This is a genomic window from Nonomuraea sp. NPDC005650 (assembly GCF_040605375.1).
Lineage (GTDB): Bacteria > Actinomycetota > Actinomycetes > Streptosporangiales > Streptosporangiaceae > Nonomuraea.
In genome coordinates this window covers 190,803-208,631 of record NZ_JBEXCR010000014.1, presented here as the reverse complement: position 1 = coordinate 208,631, position 17,829 = coordinate 190,803, and the positions used below count along the sequence as shown (strand labels likewise).

At 72.9% G+C, this 17,829-nt stretch carries 23 protein-coding genes; 4 read left to right on the top strand and 19 right to left on the bottom strand.

The annotated features are described in order from the left end of the window. Positions 1 to 132 precede the first annotated feature (132 nt). Together ABZS69_RS25075 and ABZS69_RS25070 are read right to left on the bottom strand one after the other, a co-directional pair. On the bottom strand, positions 133 to 342 hold the full coding sequence (locus ABZS69_RS25075) for a hypothetical protein (protein WP_355376728.1): 210 nt from the start codon (positions 340 to 342) through the stop codon (positions 133 to 135). 87 nt (positions 343 to 429) lie between these two features. Beyond that, complete coding sequence (locus ABZS69_RS25070) at positions 430 to 771, bottom strand: helix-turn-helix domain-containing protein (RefSeq protein ID WP_355376726.1); 342 nt, start codon at positions 769 to 771, stop codon at positions 430 to 432. Positions 772 to 851: 80 nt separating this feature from the next. On the opposite strand from ABZS69_RS25070, the gene ABZS69_RS25065 reads away from it, so the two are divergent. Then, positions 852 to 1,562, top strand: a complete 711-nt coding sequence (locus tag ABZS69_RS25065; RefSeq protein WP_355376724.1) for an NAD(P)-binding domain-containing protein — start codon at positions 852 to 854, stop codon at positions 1,560 to 1,562. A gap of 104 nt (positions 1,563 to 1,666) precedes the next feature. Then, the gene (locus tag ABZS69_RS25060) at positions 1,667 to 2,038 is read left to right on the top strand and encodes a hypothetical protein (RefSeq protein ID WP_355376723.1); all 372 of its coding nucleotides are present in this window, start codon (positions 1,667 to 1,669) and stop codon (positions 2,036 to 2,038) included. A gap of 52 nt (positions 2,039 to 2,090) precedes the next feature. Here ABZS69_RS25060 and ABZS69_RS25055 read toward each other — a convergent pair whose 3' ends face one another. After that, positions 2,091 to 2,747 (bottom strand): endonuclease V, encoded by a 657-nt coding sequence (locus tag ABZS69_RS25055; RefSeq protein ID WP_355376721.1) that lies wholly within the window; start codon positions 2,745 to 2,747, stop codon positions 2,091 to 2,093. Between the two features lie 110 nt (positions 2,748 to 2,857). On the opposite strand from ABZS69_RS25055, the gene ABZS69_RS25050 reads away from it, so the two are divergent. Continuing rightward, complete coding sequence (locus ABZS69_RS25050; RefSeq protein ID WP_355376720.1) at positions 2,858 to 3,598, top strand: sulfite exporter TauE/SafE family protein; 741 nt, start codon at positions 2,858 to 2,860, stop codon at positions 3,596 to 3,598. Here the strand turns inward: ABZS69_RS25050 and ABZS69_RS25045 are convergent. Genes ABZS69_RS25045 through ABZS69_RS25025 form a run of 5 tightly spaced genes read right to left on the bottom strand, consistent with a single transcriptional unit; the run spans position 3,567 to position 6,712 of the window. After that, the gene (locus ABZS69_RS25045; protein WP_355376718.1) at positions 3,567 to 4,292 is read right to left on the bottom strand and encodes a type 1 glutamine amidotransferase; all 726 of its coding nucleotides are present in this window, start codon (positions 4,290 to 4,292) and stop codon (positions 3,567 to 3,569) included. The two genes, ABZS69_RS25050 and ABZS69_RS25045, sit on opposite strands and share 32 nt — an antisense overlap. Further along, on the bottom strand, positions 4,285 to 4,683 hold the full coding sequence (locus ABZS69_RS25040; RefSeq protein ID WP_355376716.1) for a DUF5655 domain-containing protein: 399 nt from the start codon (positions 4,681 to 4,683) through the stop codon (positions 4,285 to 4,287). The genes ABZS69_RS25045 and ABZS69_RS25040 overlap by 8 nt, the downstream gene beginning before the upstream one ends. Positions 4,684 to 4,741: 58 nt before the next feature. Then, the gene (locus ABZS69_RS25035; protein WP_355376714.1) at positions 4,742 to 5,569 is read right to left on the bottom strand and encodes a bifunctional 5,10-methylenetetrahydrofolate dehydrogenase/5,10-methenyltetrahydrofolate cyclohydrolase; all 828 of its coding nucleotides are present in this window, start codon (positions 5,567 to 5,569) and stop codon (positions 4,742 to 4,744) included. Continuing rightward, on the bottom strand, positions 5,566 to 6,171 hold the full coding sequence (locus tag ABZS69_RS25030) for a cyclodeaminase/cyclohydrolase family protein (protein WP_355376713.1): 606 nt from the start codon (positions 6,169 to 6,171) through the stop codon (positions 5,566 to 5,568). Before ABZS69_RS25030 ends, ABZS69_RS25035 begins: the two co-directional genes overlap by 4 nt. Before the next feature lie 28 nt (positions 6,172 to 6,199). After that, complete coding sequence (locus tag ABZS69_RS25025; protein ID WP_355376712.1) at positions 6,200 to 6,712, bottom strand: hypothetical protein; 513 nt, start codon at positions 6,710 to 6,712, stop codon at positions 6,200 to 6,202. 172 nt (positions 6,713 to 6,884) lie between these two features. Here ABZS69_RS25025 and ABZS69_RS25020 point away from each other — a divergent pair, with 172 nt between their 5' ends. Further along, positions 6,885 to 7,808 carry a superoxide dismutase gene (locus tag ABZS69_RS25020; RefSeq protein WP_355376710.1) on the top strand — a complete coding sequence of 308 codons (924 nt, stop codon included), beginning with the start codon at positions 6,885 to 6,887 and terminating at the stop codon, positions 7,806 to 7,808. A gap of 41 nt (positions 7,809 to 7,849) precedes the next feature. On the opposite strand, the gene ABZS69_RS25015 is transcribed toward ABZS69_RS25020, so the two are convergent. From ABZS69_RS25015 to ABZS69_RS24965, 11 genes are all read right to left on the bottom strand, one after another. Continuing rightward, on the bottom strand, positions 7,850 to 8,614 hold the full coding sequence (locus ABZS69_RS25015) for a chitosanase (protein WP_355376709.1): 765 nt from the start codon (positions 8,612 to 8,614) through the stop codon (positions 7,850 to 7,852). Positions 8,615 to 8,702: 88 nt separating this feature from the next. Next, entirely contained in the window at positions 8,703 to 9,305 is a 603-nt protein-coding gene (locus tag ABZS69_RS25010; RefSeq protein ID WP_355376707.1) for an FMN reductase, read from the bottom strand. A 59-nt stretch (positions 9,306 to 9,364) separates the two neighbouring features. Then, a complete protein-coding gene (locus ABZS69_RS25005) occupies positions 9,365 to 10,441 on the bottom strand; it encodes an LLM class flavin-dependent oxidoreductase (protein ID WP_355376705.1) in 1,077 nt (358 codons plus the stop codon). A gap of 104 nt (positions 10,442 to 10,545) precedes the next feature. Beyond that, on the bottom strand, positions 10,546 to 11,202 hold the full coding sequence (locus ABZS69_RS25000; RefSeq protein ID WP_355376703.1) for an NAD(P)H-binding protein: 657 nt from the start codon (positions 11,200 to 11,202) through the stop codon (positions 10,546 to 10,548). Further along, a complete protein-coding gene (locus ABZS69_RS24995) occupies positions 11,199 to 11,588 on the bottom strand; it encodes a DUF4291 family protein (protein WP_355376701.1) in 390 nt (129 codons plus the stop codon). The genes ABZS69_RS25000 and ABZS69_RS24995 overlap by 4 nt, the downstream gene beginning before the upstream one ends. Before the next feature lie 40 nt (positions 11,589 to 11,628). Next, positions 11,629 to 12,366: a helix-turn-helix domain-containing protein gene (locus ABZS69_RS24990; protein WP_355376700.1), complete on the bottom strand. Its 738-nt coding sequence runs from the start codon at positions 12,364 to 12,366 to the stop codon at positions 11,629 to 11,631. Positions 12,367 to 12,446: 80 nt separating this feature from the next. After that, a complete protein-coding gene (rodA, locus tag ABZS69_RS24985; protein ID WP_355376698.1) occupies positions 12,447 to 13,568 on the bottom strand; it encodes a rod shape-determining protein RodA in 1,122 nt (373 codons plus the stop codon). Further along, positions 13,565 to 15,409 (bottom strand): penicillin-binding protein 2, encoded by a 1,845-nt coding sequence (gene mrdA / locus ABZS69_RS24980; protein WP_355376696.1) that lies wholly within the window; start codon positions 15,407 to 15,409, stop codon positions 13,565 to 13,567. The genes rodA and mrdA overlap by 4 nt, the downstream gene beginning before the upstream one ends. Next, complete coding sequence (locus tag ABZS69_RS24975) at positions 15,402 to 15,884, bottom strand: rod shape-determining protein MreD (protein ID WP_355376694.1); 483 nt, start codon at positions 15,882 to 15,884, stop codon at positions 15,402 to 15,404. The genes mrdA and ABZS69_RS24975 overlap by 8 nt, the downstream gene beginning before the upstream one ends. Before the next feature lie 3 nt (positions 15,885 to 15,887). Next, positions 15,888 to 16,604, bottom strand: a complete 717-nt coding sequence (gene mreC, locus ABZS69_RS24970; protein ID WP_355376692.1) for a rod shape-determining protein MreC — start codon at positions 16,602 to 16,604, stop codon at positions 15,888 to 15,890. Continuing rightward, positions 16,601 to 17,815, bottom strand: coding sequence for a rod shape-determining protein (locus ABZS69_RS24965; RefSeq protein ID WP_355376691.1), 1,215 nt, complete (start codon positions 17,813 to 17,815; stop codon positions 16,601 to 16,603). The genes mreC and ABZS69_RS24965 overlap by 4 nt, the downstream gene beginning before the upstream one ends. Positions 17,816 to 17,829: the final 14 nt, after the last annotated feature.

Genomic DNA, 17,829 nt, shown 5'->3' with positions numbered 1-17,829 from the left:
GCTATCGGATGGACTGGGCTTGCGCTGTGGGGGGGAACTGATCGGGCCGCCGCGGCGGGCGGCGCGGCCGGAGCTGCCGCGCCGCCTGCCCGGATAACCGGATCGGCCGGGGTCGTGCCCAGGCGGAGCCGGTCAGGGCTGCAGGCAGCCCACGGCCGGCAACTCGGCCGGCACGCCCGGGGCGGCCGGGTCGACCAGCGTCGTGACGCCGGCGCCGGCCTCGGCCAGGCAGGGGACCAGGGCCAGGGGATCGACCACGGCGTAGGAAGCCGGGGCGGCGAGCAGGGTCAGGCCTCCGGCGACGGCCGCGACGGCGATGATCCTGCGGGGGGAGAAAAGCATAGAACCTCCTGGGAGACGGTAATGAACAACCGCCATCTAGCTACCCAGGGTAGTGATTCAGTAACACTGCGTATAATTAGAAAGCTCTCACGAATCCCAGCGGTCCTGCGCGTCCATGACCTCGTCGGCGTGGTCGTGCGCCCACACCCCGAACGCCTCGATCGGGCCGAGGAGCGTGCGGCCCAGGTCGGTCAGCTCGTACTCGACGCGGGGCGGGGCCTCCGCGTACGTACGGCGCGCGACCAGGCCGTTGAACTCCAGGCGGCGCAGCGTCTCGGTGAGCACCTTGGTGCTGATGCCGCCGATCTCCTCGCGCAGCCGCCCCGGCCGGCGCGGGCCGTGGCGCAGCGCCCACAGGACGACCGCGTTCCAGGTGTTGGCCAGCAGGTCGAAGGCCAGCCGGGCCTGGCAGTCGGCGATGAACCCCAACGTGGCCTCCGTTAGGCACCAAATGGTGTGTGACGGGCTTTCTACAGTCCTTTTACCAGTTCACACGACGGAGGACGTACATGCGTATCGGGATCCTGGGAGCGGGCGGCATGGCGGACGCCCTGGGCACGCAGTGGGCAAGGGCGGGCCACGAGGTGATGATCAGCGGCAGGGACGCCGCCGCGAGCGCGACCCGGGCCGCGGCGATGACCGCCGAGGCGGCGCGCACGGCCGGTCCGCCGGAGGGCGGGCCAGAGAGCGGGCCGGAGGGCAGGCTGGATGGCGGGCCGGAGGGCGGGTCGGCGGCCGTCCGGGCCGGGAGCTGGGCGGAGGCTGCGGCGTTCGGGGAGGTGGTGATGGTGGCCGTCAGGCAGGCGGGGCTGACGGGCGTGCTCGGGTCCGCCGGCGCGGCGCTGCGTGGCAAGCCCGTCATCGACGTGGCCAACGCCGAGGGTCCGTACGACCCCGCCCGCCCCATCGCCCCGCTGATCCGCGACCTCACCGGAGGGCACGTGGTGAAGGCGTTCAACCTGTGCCACGTGGACGTGTGGCGGCTGACGCCGCCGGTGTTCGACGGGCGGCCGCTGGCCGTGCCGCTGTGCGGCGACGACCCGCAGGCCCTGGCCGCGGTGCGCACGCTGGTCGCCGACCTCGGCTGCACCCCGGTGGACGGCGGCGGGCTCGACCGGGCCACGCTGCTGGAGGCGACGGCCGCGTTCATGATCGGGCTCTGGTTCGGCGGCGCCGACGCCCAGGCCGTGCTCCCACCGGTGGCCTACTCGGGCGTCTAGCCGTACGACGGGCGGCGTATCGGGGATGACGACGAGCGGCGGATGCCCTCCGGCGGGCCCGGCCGGATGCTGGAGACCCGCAACCGAGGTCGGAGGAGAGTCCAGTGGTAACCCAGGTCGCCAAGGGGAACGGGTACGTGACCGCGTTCAAGGCCGTCGTCGTCCTCAACACGCTGTCGGTCCTGGCGCAGGCCGTGACGGCCGGGCAGCTGATGAGCGGGGGAGGGGCGGGCTCGCACGGCGTGGGAGCGCTCGCCGTGCACGTGCTGGGGCTGCTGCAACTCGTCGCGGCCGTCCTGCTATGGCGGCCCGGCCGGGGACCGGGCTGGCCCGCGCTGGTCGGCCTGGCGGTGCTGCTGCTCGGCTTCGTCCAGTCCGCCCTGGGCGGCTCGGGCGTGCTGGCGGTGCACGTGCCGCTCGGGATGACCCTCTTCGGGCTCAGCGTCTGGCTCCTCGTCTGGGCCTGGCGCCGCTGACCCCGCCCTGCTGACCCCGCTCTGCTGGCCTTGCCTGGCTGGGGTGCGGGGGTCAGCCGGGGTGGCGGGCCAGGTGGTCGGCGCGGCGGATCGGGTCGGGGAGGCGGTAGCGGGGGGCCAGGCGCAGGACCTGGTCGGTGACCGTGTCGAGGGAGATGCGGTGGCCCTGCGAGACGTACACCGGCTTGATCTCCCGCTGCGTGCGCAGCGCGCGGCCGACGACGGCGCCCTCGTGAACGATCGGCGCCCAGTCGCCCCGCTCCGGCCCAGGCGGCTCGTGCGTGCCGACGAAGGGCGTCTTGCCCACGCCGAGCGCGGGCAGGCCGGTCAGCACGCCCAGGTGGCAGGCCAGGCCGAAGCCGCGCGGGTGCGCCAGCCCGTACCCGTCGCAGACCAGCAGGTCGGGCGTCACCGTGAGCCGTTCGAGCGCCTCCACCAGGGCGGGCAGCTCGCGGAAGGCGAACAGCCCGGGCACGTACGGGAACGCCACCCGGCCGCGCGCCGTCACCTCCTCCACCGGCTCCATCGTGCCGGCGTCGAGGACGACCGCCGCGGCCGTCAGCGAGTCGCCGTGATAGTGCACGTCCAGGCCCGCGACCAGCGCGAACGTGTCGGGCCCGGTGAGCTCGACGTGCCCGCGGAGCCGGTCCTGGACGGCCTCGGCCTCGGCGGCGGTGGTGGGCCATGGGTGAAGCTGCTCAACCTGCACCCGCCCACGCTATTACGCGGCCGGGGTGCGCCCGCCGACCCGCATCCGGCCGGGGCGGTGAGAAAGGCCCCACCTCAATGGACAAAACGGACAACCCATAACATTGCCGGGTGATCGTCGGAGATACGCTCGGCCTGCTCGGAGCCGGGGTGGCGGCCGGAGTGGTGAGCACGGTCGTCAGCCTCGCCTCGATCGTCTCCTACCCGGCGCTCCTGGCCTTCGGCCTGCCCCCGCTGACCGCGAACGTCACCAACACCGTCGCCCTCGTCTTCACCGGCGTCGGCGCCGCCGCCGGCTCCCGGCCGGAGTTGGCCGGGCAGGGCGCGCGGGTGCTGAAGCTCGGCCCCGTGGCCGCGATCGGGGGCGCGACGGGCGCGTTGCTGCTGCTGGTCACCCCGGCCAGGACGTTCGAGCTGATCGCGCCGTGGCTGATCGCCATGGCCTCGCTGCTGCTGGTCAGGCCGCCGTCGGTACGGGCGCACGGCGAGCACGACGTGCTGGGGCGGGTGGCGCTGTTCGCCGTGACGGTCTACACGGGGTATTTCGGCGCGGCCGGCGGGCTGATGGTGTTCGCCGTGCTGGCCTTCATGTTCGACCACCCGGCGGCCAAGCTGAACGCCATGAAGAACGTGATGTCCGGGCTGGCGAACGCGGTGGCCGCGCTCGGGTTCGCGCTGTTCGGGCCGGTCGACTGGGGCGCGGCGGCGCCGCTGGCGGCCGGATTTCTGCTCGGGGGGTGGATCGGGCCCAGGATCGCGCGCCGGCTGCCGGGCGACAGCCTGCGCTACCTGGCGGCGGCCTGCGGGCTGGCGGTGGCGGTCAAGCTGGGTTGGGACTCGTACGCGAGCTGACCCCCTCGCCCGCGCCGCTGGCGAGCGCGGCGAAACGGGCGGTGACCCGCTGCCAGACCGGCGTGGAGACCGGCTCGTCCGCCACCGCCCGCGCGTACACCTCCTCGGGGTCGAACTCGCCCGGCGACCACTCGCGGATGCGCTCGGGCAGCACCTCGGGATGGAACTGCACGCCCCAGGCCCGCTCACCCACCCGGAACGCCTGGTACGGGCAGGCACTCGTCTCCGCCAGCCAGACGGCCCCGCCGGGCAGCCGGGTGGTCGCGTCCTTGTGGTGCTCGATCGCGGGCACCACCTCCGGCAGCCCGTGGAACAGCGGATCGCCGGCGGCCTCGGGCCGGATCGTGAGCGGCAGGCTGCCGTTCTCCGGCGCGCCCGTGTCGCCGGTCACCTCGCCGCCCGCGACCTGCGCGAGCAGTTGCCCGCCCAGGCAGATGCCGAACACCGGCACGCCCTCCTCCAGGGCCTGCCCCACCAGCCGCCGCGCGTCGGCCAGCCACGGCGCCCGGTCGTCGTCATCGGGCAGGAAGCCGCCGCCGAGCATGACCATGGCCGCGTGGTCGAGGCGGGCGGGCAGGGGGGCGCCCTCGTGGGCGAGCACGACGTCCAGCCGCAGCCCGGCCTCCTCCAGCCAGCCGCCCAGCCGGCCGGGGCCGCCGCTCCTGCTGTTCTGGACGATCAGAACGTCACCCATCGTAAGCCTCGGCCATCCAATCCAGGATCTGCTCGTCCACGTCCTCGACGCGGGTGAACTTGAAGAAGTGCGCCGTCCTGCCGCCCGGGATCGGCAGCACCCTGGAGACCAGCGGGTGCTCGACCCGCCTGGGCAGCGTCAGCTCCAGGTTGAGGCTGCGGGCCTTGGGCCGCACCTCGGCGAACTTGTGCTCGCTCTTGAGGAACACCCCGACCCGCACCGCGTCCTCGTGGACCGGCCCGAGCCGCTCGACGAGCCGGTCGTAGATCTCCCGGTAGACCGGCGGATACGGGGCGAACGTCTCGTCCACCGTGCACCCGGGCACGCACACGTGCGACTGCCTCGCCCGGCCGAACTCCCGGTCGCACTCCGGGCACGTCCACCGGCTCACCGGGACCCCGAGGCCGTGGGAGGCGCCGTCGTGGGAGCCGCCGTCCTGGGAGGCGCCGTCATGGGAGGTTCGCCGCCCTGGCCGTGTGGCGCAGCAGCAGCGCGGTCGTCACCGGGCCGACCCCGCCGGGGACGGGCGTGATCGCGCCCGCGACCTGCGACACCGCGTCGAAGTCGACGTCGCCGACCAGCCCGCCGTCGTCCGTGGGGTTGGTGCCGACGTCGATCACCACCGCGCCCGGCGCGACGTGCCCGGCGCCGATCAGCTCGGCGCGGCCCAGCGCCGTGACCAGCACCTCGGCGGTGGAGGTGACGGAGGCCAGGTCGCGGGTGCGCGAGTGGCAGACGGTCACCGTGGCGTGCCGGTCGAGCAGCAGGTGGGCCACCGGCTTGCCGACCACGGTCGAGCGGCCGACCACCACCGCCCGCCGCCCCTCCAGCTCCACCTCGTGGTGGTCGAGCAGCGCCAGCACGGCCGCCGCCGTGGCGGGCGGGAACGCGGGCAGCCCGGCGACGAGCCGGCCCAGCGAGAGCGGGTTGGCGCCGTCGACGTCCTTGCGCGGGTCGATGGCCCCGGCCAGCCGCTGCGCGGAGGCGCCCGCAGGGAGCGGGGTCTGCAGCATGACGCCGTGGACGTTGGCGTCGGCGCTGAGCTTGGTCAGCGTCTCGCCGATCCGCTCGGGAGCGGTCTCGGGCCCGAGATCGACGATGTCGCAGGCGATGCCCACGCCGGCCGCCGCCTTGGCGATCGATCGGACGTACCACAGGCTCGCCTCGTCGTCCGTGGCGACCACCACGGCCAGGCGCGGCTGCGGGCCCGCCGCGGCCTCGGCCTCCGTCTGGGCCCTGATGGCGGCGGCCAGCTCTTTCCCGGTGAGCGTCTTCACGGATTGATCTCCTCGCGTACCTCGGCGGTCACCCAGTCTGCCCTGGCGACGGCCGCGTCCACGCCGGAGACACGGTGGTTCAGCTCCTCGCGTACCCGCTCGTCCTTGATGCCCGACAGGTTGACCTCGACGTTGATCCGGGCAGTGGTGAGCGCGGCGCGGGCGGCCTCCGCGGCGGCGGCGACGTCGGTGACGACGTTGCGGTTGCAGATCGGCAACAGCACCTCGCACAGCTCGACCACCCGCGTGGCGGTCTCGGCCACCCTGGCGGGCGGCTCGGCCGCGCCGGCCAGCGCCCTGGCGATGGCGGCGCTGCGCTCCTCGCCCTTGGGCAGCCGGTACGCGTTCGTGACCGCGGTGAACGCCGCCGCGTCCGCCTCGGCCAGCCGCAGCGCGCGGACCCGCAGGGTGTCGCTCTCGCCGATCACGCCGACGATGGTCTCGGCGTGATCGGCGTACTTCTCCCCGGTCGTGTATCGGGCGACCATGCCGAGCAGCGCGGCACCCTGCGCCGCGTGCAGGGCGGCCGTCGCGCCGCCGCCGGGCGCGGGCACCCTGTCGGCCAGCTCGGCCAGGAAATCGACGATCTTCGTGTCGCGCATGGCGGCATTCTGTCAGGTCACGGGCCGGTCATTCCCGGTGCATCGGCCGCGTGGCGTCCTCCGGCCCGTTGTACGACGCGTACGGCGAGGGCGCCGGCCCGTACTCGGGCGCGGCGTAGCCGGTCTGCGTGGCCGAGGACCGCCACCGGGACGGGAACAGCGAGACGACCACCAGCGCCACGCCCAGGAACAGCAGCACCCCCGAGTACGCGACGGTCTGGAACCCCTGCTCCATGACATTCGGCAGCCAGTGGTCGGGCAGCACCCGCACGCCCCGCAGCTCCACCACGGGAAGGATGCCCAGGGCGGCGAACGACAGCCCGCCGAGCAGCGAGGCGATCGGCGACAGCCGCGAGCCGGCCAGGAACGCGAGCACGACGGCCGAGGCCGCGATCGCGGACAGCCCGAGCCAGGACGGCTCGAACGCCGACTGGAATCTGACCAGGTACTCGCCGACGCCGTACCAGAGGCTCGCGGCGACGATCGGAGGGAGGAGCAGCCCTGCGACCACTCCCAGAACATGACGGGCACCGTTTGACATGACTAAACCCCGTTTGTTCGCTTGTGCCCCAACCTACCGCCTGATCTCGCGGCGTGGGGGTGGCCTCCGGCACCCGGCCCGGCGCGCGGCGGGCGAGCGCTTGCTGAAAGCTCCCTGTGAAGCCTGCCCTCAGGGCTTTGCCCGGGCCGTCGGCGCGGGCATCGTGGGCCGCATGAGATCCGCGATCCTGAAGACCGCACTCAGCGCCTCGACCGGGGCCCTCTTCGTGGTCCTGCTCGGCGGCGTGCCCGCGCAGGCCACCGGCAAGCCCGACACGTTCGCGCTGCCGAACGGCTTCCAACCGGAGGGCATCGCGATCGGGCCCGGCCCGTACGCCTACTTCGGCTCCCGGGCGACCGGTGACATCTACCGGGCCGACCTGCGCACCGGCAAGGGGGCCGTGATCAGCAAGGGCCCGGGCACGCCCTCGCTCGGGCTCAAGACCGACGGGCGCGGGCGGCTGTTCGTGGCCGGGGGAGCGGGCGGCGACGCTCGCGTGATCGATCCGCGGACCGGCGAGGTCGTCAAGTCGTACAAGCTGACCGCCGACCCGGCGTTCGTCAACGACGTCATCCTCACCGGGCACGCCGCCTACTTCACAGACTCCCGCAACCCCGTCCTCTACAAGCTGGAGCTCGGGCGCGGCGGCGCGCTGCCCGCCGAGGCCGTCAAGATCCCGCTCTCGGGCGCCATCCAGTACACGACCGGCAACAACGCCAACGGCATCGCCCCCAGCCCCGACCGCGAGTCGCTGCTGATCGTCCAGTCGAACACCGGCAAGCTGTTCGAGGTCGACCCGTCCTCCGGGGTCACCACCGAGGTGGACCTGGGCGGCGAGTCGCTCGTCAACGGCGACGGCCTGCTGCTGTCGGGCCGGACCCTGTACGCGGTGCAGAACCGCATGAACGCGATCGCCGTCGTCGACCTGACGCGGGACGGCGCATCCGGAAAAGTCGTGAAACGGCTGACCGATCCGCGGTTCGACGTCCCGACGACGGTCGCCGCCTTCGGCAAGCGCCTCTACCTGCCCAACGCCCGCTTCACGACCACCCCGGCCCCCGACACGCCGTACGCGGTGGTCGCCGTCAAGCGCTGACGACCCTCGACGGGCAGGGGGCTTCCCCCTGCCCGTCCGCGCTACTTCTTGATCGTGTAGCTGTCGCCGTAGACCTTCCAGGTCAGCGGCGGGTTCAGGTCGAGGTTGCCGTTCTTGAGGAACACGCGCTGCATCGTGTCCACGCGCGTGGTGTCCTCGTGCGCCTCCTCCGCCTTCATTGCCGCCTTCCTGGCGTCCAGGAACGCGTTCAGGTACGTCACCTCGTTCCCGCCCTGCGCGGGGGTCTTGGCCTTGGCCAGGGCCGACTTCCTGATGCCGCCGAAGCTCAGCTTGTCGCTGCCCGGCCCGTGCATGACCATGGCGTCGTAGTAGGCGAACTGGCCGAGCGCGCGCAGCCCGTCCTGCTTGGCCTGCTTGACGGCCGGGTTGAAGTAGACGCGGTCGCGTTCGTCGTTCTGGGCCTGCTGGAAGGCGGTGTCCTTGGCGGCCGTCTTCCAGTCCTTGGTGAAGTTCGGGTCCAGGCCCTTGTGGGAGGCTGTGCCGTTCACCTTGCGCAGGGCCGGGAGGTATTTGGCGAGGACGTTGCCGGGCTTGCGCTCGGTGTAGAGCTCGACTAACTCCAGCATGTCGCCGGTGCCCGAGCAGAAGCCGATGATCCCGGCCGTGTAGCCGCGGTCGTCGTCGATGTCCTCGATGTAGCCGTACTGGGCTTTCCAGTCGAGCGACGAGTTCTCCGCGCTGGACACCAGCTGCATGGCGATGTCCTTCTTGTGCGGATCGTCGAGGTCGACCGGGCCGGTGCCGGTGATGGCGAGGGAGAGGGTCAGGAGTGTCGCGGTCAGCACATGAGCCCCTGGGGGAGAGGGAGGTTAGGAAAGCTTCCTAACGAACCATACTCCGATATGTCAATCCAGGGGGCTCATGTTGTGAAAACTAGCTCAAGGGGCGAAGTGCGGCCAGTTGCTGCTCGAACGGGACGACCTCCTCCTCGGCCTCGACCCTGGGCGCGCGGTGCAGCAGCAGGTCGGCCAGCTCGTCGGCGGCGCGGGCGATGCGCGGGCCGAGGCCGTCGGTGAAGGCGTCGCCCCCGCCGCCCCAGTCCTCCGCGGCCGCGTACACGGCGGTGGGCACGACGACCGCGCGCAGGTAGGCGAAGAGCGGGCGCAGCGCGTGCTCCAGTGCCAGCGAGTGCCGGGCGGTGCCGCCGGTGGCCGCGATGAGCACGGGCTTGCCGGCCAGCGCCGCGTTGTCGAGCACGTCGAAGAAGGACTTGAACAGGCCGCTGTACGAGCCGCTGAAGATCGGCGTGACCGCGATGAGCCCGTCGGCCTCCGTCACGGCCTCGATCGCCGCGCGCAGCCGGCCGTTCGGGAAGCCGGTCACGAAGTTGTTCGCGATGTCCACGGCGAGGTCGCGCAGCTCGATCACGCGTACCTCGGCCTGCGTCTGACGCGCGACGGCCTCAGCGAGGCGGTCGGCGAGCAGACGGCTGGAGGAGGGCTGGGTCAGCCCCGCCGTGACGACGGCGAGCTTCATCTGGTCGATCTCCTTTTCCGGTGGTCGGGCGGTGACGGTGGTCGGGCGGTGACGGTGGGTCAGGCGGTGACGGCGGGCAGGCGGGAGGCGTGGGTGGGCCCGTCCGGCACCTCGGCGGGCCGGTCCTTGGCGAACTCCTTGCGCAGCACCGGGACGACCTCCTCGCCGAGGAGGTCGAGCTGCTCCAGCACGGTCTTCAGCGGCAGGCCCGCGTGGTCCATCAGGAACAGCTGGCGCTGGTAGTCGCCGAAGTAGTCCCTGAACTCGAGGGTCCTGTCGATGACCTGCTGCGGGCTGCCCACGGTGAGCGGCGTCTCCGCCATGAACTCCTCCAGCGACGGCCCGTGGCCGTACACGGGGGCGACGTCGAAGTACGGGCGGAACTCGCGCACCGCGTCCTGCGAGTTCTTGCGCATGAACACCTGGCCGCCCAGGCCCACGGCGGCCTGCTCCGCCGTGCCGTGCCCGTAGTGCGCGTAGCGCTGCCGGTAGAGGTGGATCAGGCGCATGAAGTGCTCCTTCGGCCAGAAGATGTTGTTGGCGAAGAAACCGTCGCCGTAGTAGGCGGCCTGCTCGGCGATCTCGGGGCTGCGGATCGAGCCGTGCCACACGAACGGCGGCACCCCGTCCAGCGGGCGCGGCGTCGAGGTGAAGCCCTGCAGCGGGGTGCGGAAGCGCCCCTCCCAGTCGACGACGTCCTCGCGCCAGAGCTTGTGCAGCAGGGCGTAGTTCTCGATCGCGAGCGGGATGCCCTGCCTGATGTCCTGGCCGAACCACGGGTAGACGGGCCCGGTGTTGCCCCGGCCCAGCATGAGGTCCACCCGCCCGTCCGCCAGGTGCTGCAGCATGGCGAAGTCCTCGGCGATCTTCACGGGGTCGTTGGTCGTGATCAACGTCGTGGCGGTGGACAGGATCAGGCGCTCCGTCTTGGCCGCGATGTAGCCGAGCATGGTGGTCGGCGAGGACGGCACGAAGGGCGGGTTGTGGTGCTCGCCGGTCGCGAACACGTCGAGCCCGACCTCCTCGGCCTTGAGGGCGATCGCCACCATCGCCTTGATCCGCTCGTGCTCCGTCGGCGTCCGGCCCGTGGTGGGATCGGTGGTGACGTCGCCCACACTGAAGATTCCGAACTGCACTTTAGTCACCATCCATGACTGTTGAATTTTTGACGGATACGGTAGCGCACAGCCCCGCTGAGATATTCCATCACGTTCCAGCCCGCCGCCCGGCGGCTGATCGGCTAGGACGCCAGCGCGTTGATGTCGGACGGGCCGAGGATCCGCCGGGGTGCCCCGTGCTCGGCGACCGCGATCATGGCCCGTCCGATGCGCTCCGTCGTGGTGACCGCCGACGCGAACAGCCGCCGCAGGATCGGATAGAGCGGGCGCGTCACCACGTACGCCAGCCGGTAGACCCGGGTCCGCGACGTGACGCCGTGCATCGGCTGGATGTAGCCGGGCCGGAACATGTAGGCCTCGAACGGCAGCTCCAGCAGCGCGTTCTCGGTCGCGCCCTTCACCCTGGCCCACATCGAGCGCCCCTGGGCGTCGGTGCCGGCGCCCGAGACGTACACGAAGGTCGAGCCCGGGTTGAGCCGGGCCAGCGTACGCCCCGCGGCCAGCGTGACGTCGTAGGTGATCCGCCGGTAGTCCTGCTCGCTCATGCCCGCCGAGGAGACCCCGAGGCAGAAGAAGCAGGCGTCGTAGCCGCTCAGCTCGGCCTCGATCGGGGCGAGGTCGAGCAGGTCGCCGTGCGTGATCTCGCGCAGCTTGGCGTGCGCGACCCCCGTCGGGGCGCGCCCGACGGTGAGCACGGCGCTCACCCGGTCGTCGAGCAGGCACTCCCTGAGCACCCCGCGCCCGATCATCCCGGTCGCCCCGAACAGGATCACCCTCATACCCCGATTGTCTCTCCGATCTCGCCGGGCAGGGGATAGGGCCGCTCCGCGGGCAGCAGCCCGCTCACGTCCGCGCGGCCCACGACCGCCGCGCGCACCTCCCGTACCCGGTCGGTGATGTCGGTGATCGCCAGCGCCCACTCGGACCCCTCGCGCGACAGCGAGACGGCCAGCACCCGCTCCTGGCCGGGCTTGGTCGCCCACCCGCACCGGTACATCATCCACAGGAACGACGGCTTGATCCACGTCATCCGCTCGCGCTTGAACGGCGCCACGAACCGCTGCGCCGCCACGGCGGGCCCGGCGATGGCGGCGTCGTACGCCTGGTAGACGGTGATCGACTCCTCGGTGTAGGCGGCACGGATCTGCCGGTAGGGCACGTTCATGCGCCCAGACTGGCGAAGAGCGGCGCCGGAGGGCAACGGATTATGGCCCGGCCAGGTCCCTGACCGCGAGCGCAAGGTGGGCGGCGGCGGGCGTCGGGACGGTCAGGCCGCGGGCCGAGATGCCGATCGCCCACTGCGTGCCCGGCACGACCGCGCTCGCGCACGCCACGTCCGCCCTGAACTGCCCGTGCTCCTCCACCACCTGCCCGGGGCGCAACCCCGCTAATTCCTCCTCCAGGTCCTCGACACTGGCCGGGGTCGCGGAGGTGAAGCGGCGCATGCCGTGCGAGGTGAGCACGCCACGCCGGACATGGGGCGGCAGGGACAGCAGCAGCGCCTTGCCGAGCGCGGTGGCGTGCGGCGCCGTCTCCAGGCCCGCCTGGAGGTCCTCCAGCCACGGCGAGCGCGGCCCCTCCGCCACCTCGACCACCATCAGCCGCCCTTCGGAGAGCTGGGCCAGGTAGGCGGTGTGGCCGGAGGAGTCGGCCAGGTGCCGCAGCACCTCCGAGGCGCGCGGCGGCCGCTCGAACGACTCCAGCATCTCGTGGAACCGCTCGGCCACCTGCGAGCCCGGCAGGTAGTCGCCGTCGGGCAGCCGGTGCAGGTAGCCCTCGTAACAAAGAGTGCGGACAAGGTGGTACGAGGTGGACAGGTTCAGGCCGCATCGGCGGGCGATGACCTTGACCGACAGCGGCCGGTCGGCACGCGAGACCTCTTCAAGCACACGGAGCGCACGGGAGACGCTGCGAATCAGATCGCTCGGTTCTTCGCCGGTCATCCATACAGCATGCCGCCGCGTCGGCCGCTCCGCCCTTACGCGAAGGACCGAGCTTGCAGCCGTCGGCGGCCGCGACGGGGCTACACCTCCATGGCCTTGGTCCGGTGCACGGCCTGCAGCAGCCCGATGGCCACCAGCCCGGCGACCGTCGCCGAGCCGCCATAGGAGACGAACGGCAGCGGCACGCCCACGATCGGCATGAGGCCCACGGTCATGCCCACGTTCGCGAACGTCTGGAACGCGATCCACGACACCAGCGCCCCGGCCAGCACGGTCCCGTACGGGGAGCCGCTGCGCCGCGCGATGGCCAGCCCGCGCCACAGCAGCGCGCCCACGCACAGCACGATGAGCGCGGCCCCGGCGAACCCGAGCTCCTCGCCCGCGACGGTGAAGATGAAGTCGGTGTGCTGCTCGGGCACGAAGTGCCCGGCGGTCTGCTCGCCGTTGAACAGGCCCTTGCCGTAGAAGCCGCCCGACCCGATGGCGATGCGCGCCTGGGCCGCGTTGTACCCCACGCCGCCCGGGTCGGACGCGGGGTTGGCCAGCACGAGCAGCCGTTCGATCTGGTACGGCCGCACCAGCCCCAGCTGCCAGGCCGCCGCGCCCGCGCCCACCGCCCCGGCGGCCAGCGCCAGCAGCCACCGCTTGGGCGCCCCCGACACCAGCAGCGCCCCGGTCACCATGGCCGCGAACACCAGCATCGTCCCCATGTCCGGCTGCAGCGCGATCAGCCCGATCGGCACCGCGGCCAGCACCAGCGCCAGCACCACCCCGCCGAACCCGGGCCGCCGTTGCCCGTCGCGCAGCTCGCCGAGCGGCACCGCGAACGCCAGCGCGAGCGCCACCTTCGCGAACTCCGACGGCTGGAACCGCACCCCGGGAGCCAGCACGATCCACGAGTGCGCTCCGTTCACCCGCACGCCCAGCGGGGTCAGCACGCCCGCCAGCGAGGCCAGGGCCAGCACGTACACCACCGGCACGTACGCCCGCAGCACCCGCAGGTCGACCCGCGAGACCAGCCACATGAGCACCAGGCCGAGCCCGACGCTGACCGCCTGCCGCACCAGCAGCGAGTAGTCGCCCTCCATCCGCGTGGCCGACCACACCAGCAGCAGGCCCACCGCGGACAGGCCCAGCGCCAGCAGCGTCAGGACCCGGTCGGGCGCGGCCAGCGCCGGCGCCCACACCAGCCGCGACCTCATCGCTTCTCCCTCAACCCCAGGATGCCCTCCCATATCTGACGAGCCGCGGGAGCCGCGCCCTCCGCGCCCCTGCCGCCCTCCGAGAGCACGACCACCACGGTGTAGGCCGGGTCGGGGGCGAAAGAGGCGAACCAGGAGGTGTCCCGCCGCCCGAACGACTCCGCCGTGCCGGTCTTCCCGGCCACCGCGATCCGGTCGAACGGGAACTTCTCGAAGGCGTCCGCGGCCGTCCCCGACCGGGGCACCTGGCTCAGCGCCTGCCTGATGAACCGCAGCGTCTCGGCGGAGGCGGGCAGCCGCCCCGCCACCGGCGGCTCGATCGCCCGCACGGTGCTCCCGTCGGGCCGCACGATCCGCAGGCCCACGCGCGGGCCGTACAGCGTGCCGCCGTTGGCGACGGCCGCGTACGCCCGCGCCAGCTGCAGCGGCGTCACCAGCACGCCGCCCTGCCCGATGGCGAAGTTGGCCGCGTCGCCGCCCCGCCACGCGCCGCCGCCCCGGCAGTTCTCCTTGGCGATGGCCGTCAGGTACGCGGCCCGCCCCCGGTCGGCCAGCTCCGGGTAGCCCTTGACCGCGCGCCGGCAGCTCTCCTCGCGCGTGGCCTGCCAGTACGCCTTCTTCGACGCCGGATCGGGCACCGCGCCCGCGGCCTCGCCCGGCAGGTCGACCCCCGTCGGCCGGCCGAACCCGAACCCGCGGGCGGTCCTCTGCATCACGTCCGACCCGCGCTCCCAGAGCTGGTCGGCGAGCCGGTAGAAGATCGTGTCGCACGACTCCACCAGCGCCCCGTGCATGGTCATCGGGCCGAGGTCCGCGCTCGCGAAGTTCCTGAACAGGCGGTTGCCGACCGTGTAGCCGCTCGGGCAGTCGTACGTGGCGCCCAGCCCGTACCCGGCGGCGGCCGCGGCGGCCACCGAGGTGACCTTCCACGTCGAGCCAGGGGCCCACTCGCCCTGCACGGCCCGCGACAGCAGCGGCAGCGACTTGTACTCGCGGGCCGTCACGCCGTCGGTCCACACGGCCGGGTCGTACGAGGGCCGCCCGGCCAGCGCGACCACCCGCCCGGTCTTCGACTCCATCACCACGGCCGCGCCCGACGAGCCGCCGCTGCTCGACAGGGCCCGGCTCAGCGCCTGCTCGGCGATGGTCTGGATGCGGGAGTCGATGCTGGTCACGAGCGTGTCGCCGGGGACGGGCGGCTCCAGGCGGATGACCCTGGTGACCCGTCCGGTGTTGTCCACGGCCACGTCCCGCCGTCCCGCCCGGCCGGCCAGCTCCTTGTCGTACACGGCTTCGAGGCCGTCGCGGCCCTTCGCGCCCTGCACGTACCCGAGCGGGTGCGCCGCCGCCGCGCCGAACGGGTAGACGCGGACGGGCCTCAGCTCCGTGCGCACCCCGGGGAAGTCCTGCTGCCGCTCGCTGATCTGCAGCGCCGCGACGCCCTCGGCGACGGGGATCGGCTCGTACGGCGAGCCCTGCCAGCACGGCTGCGCCACCCGCGGCCCGCACAGCCGCACCTTCTCCGCCAGCTGCCGGTACGGCTGCCGCAGGACCTTGCCCAGCCGGGTGAGCACCGCCCTGCCGCCGTCGGGCTGGTGGGCCAGCTCGACGGCGTCCACCGTGACGACCGGCCTGGTGTTGTTCGTGACCAGCGGGCGCCCGGCCACGTCGAGGATCTGCCCTCGGGTCGGCGGCAGTGACACGGTCCTGATCCGCACCTCGGCCGCCGCCTGCGCGTACCGGGCGGCGCCGATCACCTGAAGCTGCCAGAGCCGCCCCACCAGCGTGAGCATCATCGCCGTGACGACCAGCCGCAGCACGAACAGCCTGGCCCTAGACACGGCGCGGCTCCACGTCCCAGCGACCGGGCAACGGCGCCCTCGCCCTGCGCCGCGTCAGAAGCGCCCCCACCACCGCGCCGAGCGCCACCGTCCAGCCCAGCGTCGGTGGCAGCTCGGGGAGCACCGCCGTCCACGGGTCGTCCCCGAGCGCCACGGCGGCCGCGGCCTGCAGCAGGACGCCCATGGCGGCGCCCGCCGCGGCCACCGGGAGCGGCCTGCCCTCGCGCCAGTGGCCGGCCAGCAGGCCCACGATCGACAGCACCAGCGCCGCCCGGCCCACCGTGCCGTCGGCGGGCGGCGTCACGTCGGCGGCCAGCCCGGCCACCAGCCCCGCCACGCACCCCCACACCGGCCCCCGGGCCAGCGCCAGCCACACCACGGCCAGCGTCACCAGGTCAGGGCCGCCCCACGGCGACCGGTTGACCAGCAGCACCTGCAGCAACGGAGCCGCGAACACCAACATCACCAGTCCCACGGCTCACCGCTCCGGCTCGGGCACGACGACCGAGACGAGGTCGAGCGCGGACAGGCGGGCCGCGGGCCGCACCAGCGCCGTGCGGGTGGCCGCGCCCGGCACGCTCTCGATCGCGCTGACCGTGCCGATGGACAGCCCGGCCACGTACGGCCGGCCGCCCGCCGAGCCGAGCGTCAGGACCCGGTCTCCGACCTTCAGCGGCGCGTTCGGGTCGAACAGGCTCAGCCGCAGGCCCTCCGGCCCGCCCGTGACCAGGCCGAGCTCGCCCGAGCCCGCCATGCGCGCGCCCACGGACGACCCGGCGTCCGTGATCAGCGACACCGAGGCCGTCGCGGGGCCCGCCCAGGTGACCTTGCCGACCAGCCCGTCGGCGTTCAGCACCGTCACGTCGCGCTCGACGCCGGAGCCGGTTCCGGCGTCGATGGTGACCTGCCGCCCACGTCCGAACCCGACCACGTGCGCGGCCACCCCCCTGGCGGAGGGGCCGGGCCGCTGCCGGGCCGCCACCAGGTCGGCCCGCAGCTGCGCGTTCTCGCGCTCCAGGATCCGCACGCGCTGCTCGCCGCCCACGGACCGGGTCACCGCCCCGATCGCGTTCTCCATCGTCCCGAACACGGCCGATCCCGCCGCCCGCAGCGGAGCCAGGGGCGTCAGCGTACGGTCGATCACGACGAGCAGGACGGCGGCGGCGAGCACGAGCAGGACGAACGCCCGCCTCACCGACGGGACCGATCGGGCAGCAGCACGTCACGCATGGCCTGGAAGCGCTCGACGCAGCGGCCCGCGCCCAGCGCCACCGAGTAGAGGGGCTTGTCCACGACCCGGATCGGCATGCCGGTGGCCGCGCCCATCCGGTCGGCCAGGCCGCGTAACAGGGCGCCGCCGCCGGTCAGCACGATCCCGTTGTCCAGCAGGTCGCCCGCCAGCTCGGCCGGGCACTGGTCCAGCGTCGCCTGCACGGCGTCGATGATGGCCTGGACCTGGTCCTCGATGGCCTCGCTGATCTGTTCGGAGGTGATGGTGGTCGTCTTCGGCAGCCCGCTGACCAGGTCGCGGCCGCGTACCGGGGCCGAGGTCTTCGGGTCGAGCCGCCGCGCCTCGGCCGCGGGCGCCGCGTCGGGCCGCCTGGACCTGAACGGGTTCCAGCGGTGCGGGGCGGGCGGCGGCTCCGGCTCCGCCTCGTCCACGACGACCACCGGGCCGTCCCCGGCGGTGAGGACCACGCCGACCCGGTGCCTGCCTCTGGGGTCGGAGTCGGGCACGGGAGCGGGCCGCACCATGCCCAGGTCGATCTTCAGCCGTTCGGCCGTGCGTTCGCCCAGCAGGAGCGCGTGCTCCTTCTTGGTGTGGGTGATGATCGCCTCGTCCAGCTCGTCGCCGCCGACCCGCAGCGACTTGGCGACCACGACGCCGCTCATCGAGACGATGGCGACCTCCGTGGTGCCGCCGCCGATGTCGACCACCATGTTGCCGGTGGCCTCGCCGACCTTCAGCCCGGCGCCGATCGCCGCGGCCATCGGCTCCTCGATGATGTGCACCCGGCGCGCGCCCGCCTCATAGGCGGCCTCCTTGACCGCCCGCTGCTCGATGGAGGTGGTGCCGCTCGGAACCGCCACCACGATGCGCGGCTTGGCCAGGAACCTGCTCGGGTGCGCCTTCTGGATGAACATGCGCAGCATCCGCTCGGCCGCGTCCAGATCCGCGATCACGCCGTCCTTGAGCGGCCTGATCGTGGCGATGTGCGGGGGAGTGCGCCCCATCATGCGCTTGGCCGCCTTGCCCACGGCCACGACGGTGTTCTTGTGCAGGTTGATCGCGATGACGGAGGGCTCGTTCAGCACGATGCCCTTCCTGCGGACGTAGACGAGGGTGTTGGCCGTACCGAGATCGACGGCTATGTCGTGACCGAGAAGACCCAATGCGAATGCCATGTGCCGCACAGCCT

Excerpts from the sequence above, each read along its gene's own strand:
- ABZS69_RS24965 (WP_355376691.1), bottom strand. The coding sequence starts at position 17,815 with ATGGCATTCGCATTGGGTCTTCTCGGTCACGACATAGCCGTCGATCTC.
- ABZS69_RS25075 (WP_355376728.1), bottom strand. The coding sequence starts at position 342 with ATGCTTTTCTCCCCCCGCAGGATCATCGCCGTCGCGGCCGTCGCCGGA.
- ABZS69_RS25025 (WP_355376712.1), bottom strand. The coding sequence starts at position 6,712 with ATGTCAAACGGTGCCCGTCATGTTCTGGGAGTGGTCGCAGGGCTGCTC.
- ABZS69_RS24995 (WP_355376701.1), bottom strand. The coding sequence starts at position 11,588 with ATGAACGTGCCCTACCGGCAGATCCGTGCCGCCTACACCGAGGAGTCG.
- ABZS69_RS25045 (WP_355376718.1), bottom strand. The coding sequence starts at position 4,292 with ATGGGTGACGTTCTGATCGTCCAGAACAGCAGGAGCGGCGGCCCCGGC.
- ABZS69_RS25030 (WP_355376713.1), bottom strand. The coding sequence starts at position 6,171 with ATGCGCGACACGAAGATCGTCGATTTCCTGGCCGAGCTGGCCGACAGG.
- rodA (WP_355376698.1), bottom strand. The coding sequence starts at position 13,568 with ATGAGGTCGCGGCTGGTGTGGGCGCCGGCGCTGGCCGCGCCCGACCGG.
- ABZS69_RS25020 (WP_355376710.1), top strand. The coding sequence starts at position 6,885 with ATGAGATCCGCGATCCTGAAGACCGCACTCAGCGCCTCGACCGGGGCC.
- ABZS69_RS24990 (WP_355376700.1), bottom strand. The coding sequence starts at position 12,366 with ATGACCGGCGAAGAACCGAGCGATCTGATTCGCAGCGTCTCCCGTGCG.
- ABZS69_RS25065 (WP_355376724.1), top strand. The coding sequence starts at position 852 with ATGCGTATCGGGATCCTGGGAGCGGGCGGCATGGCGGACGCCCTGGGC.
- ABZS69_RS25010 (WP_355376707.1), bottom strand. The coding sequence starts at position 9,305 with ATGAAGCTCGCCGTCGTCACGGCGGGGCTGACCCAGCCCTCCTCCAGC.
- ABZS69_RS25000 (WP_355376703.1), bottom strand. The coding sequence starts at position 11,202 with ATGAGGGTGATCCTGTTCGGGGCGACCGGGATGATCGGGCGCGGGGTG.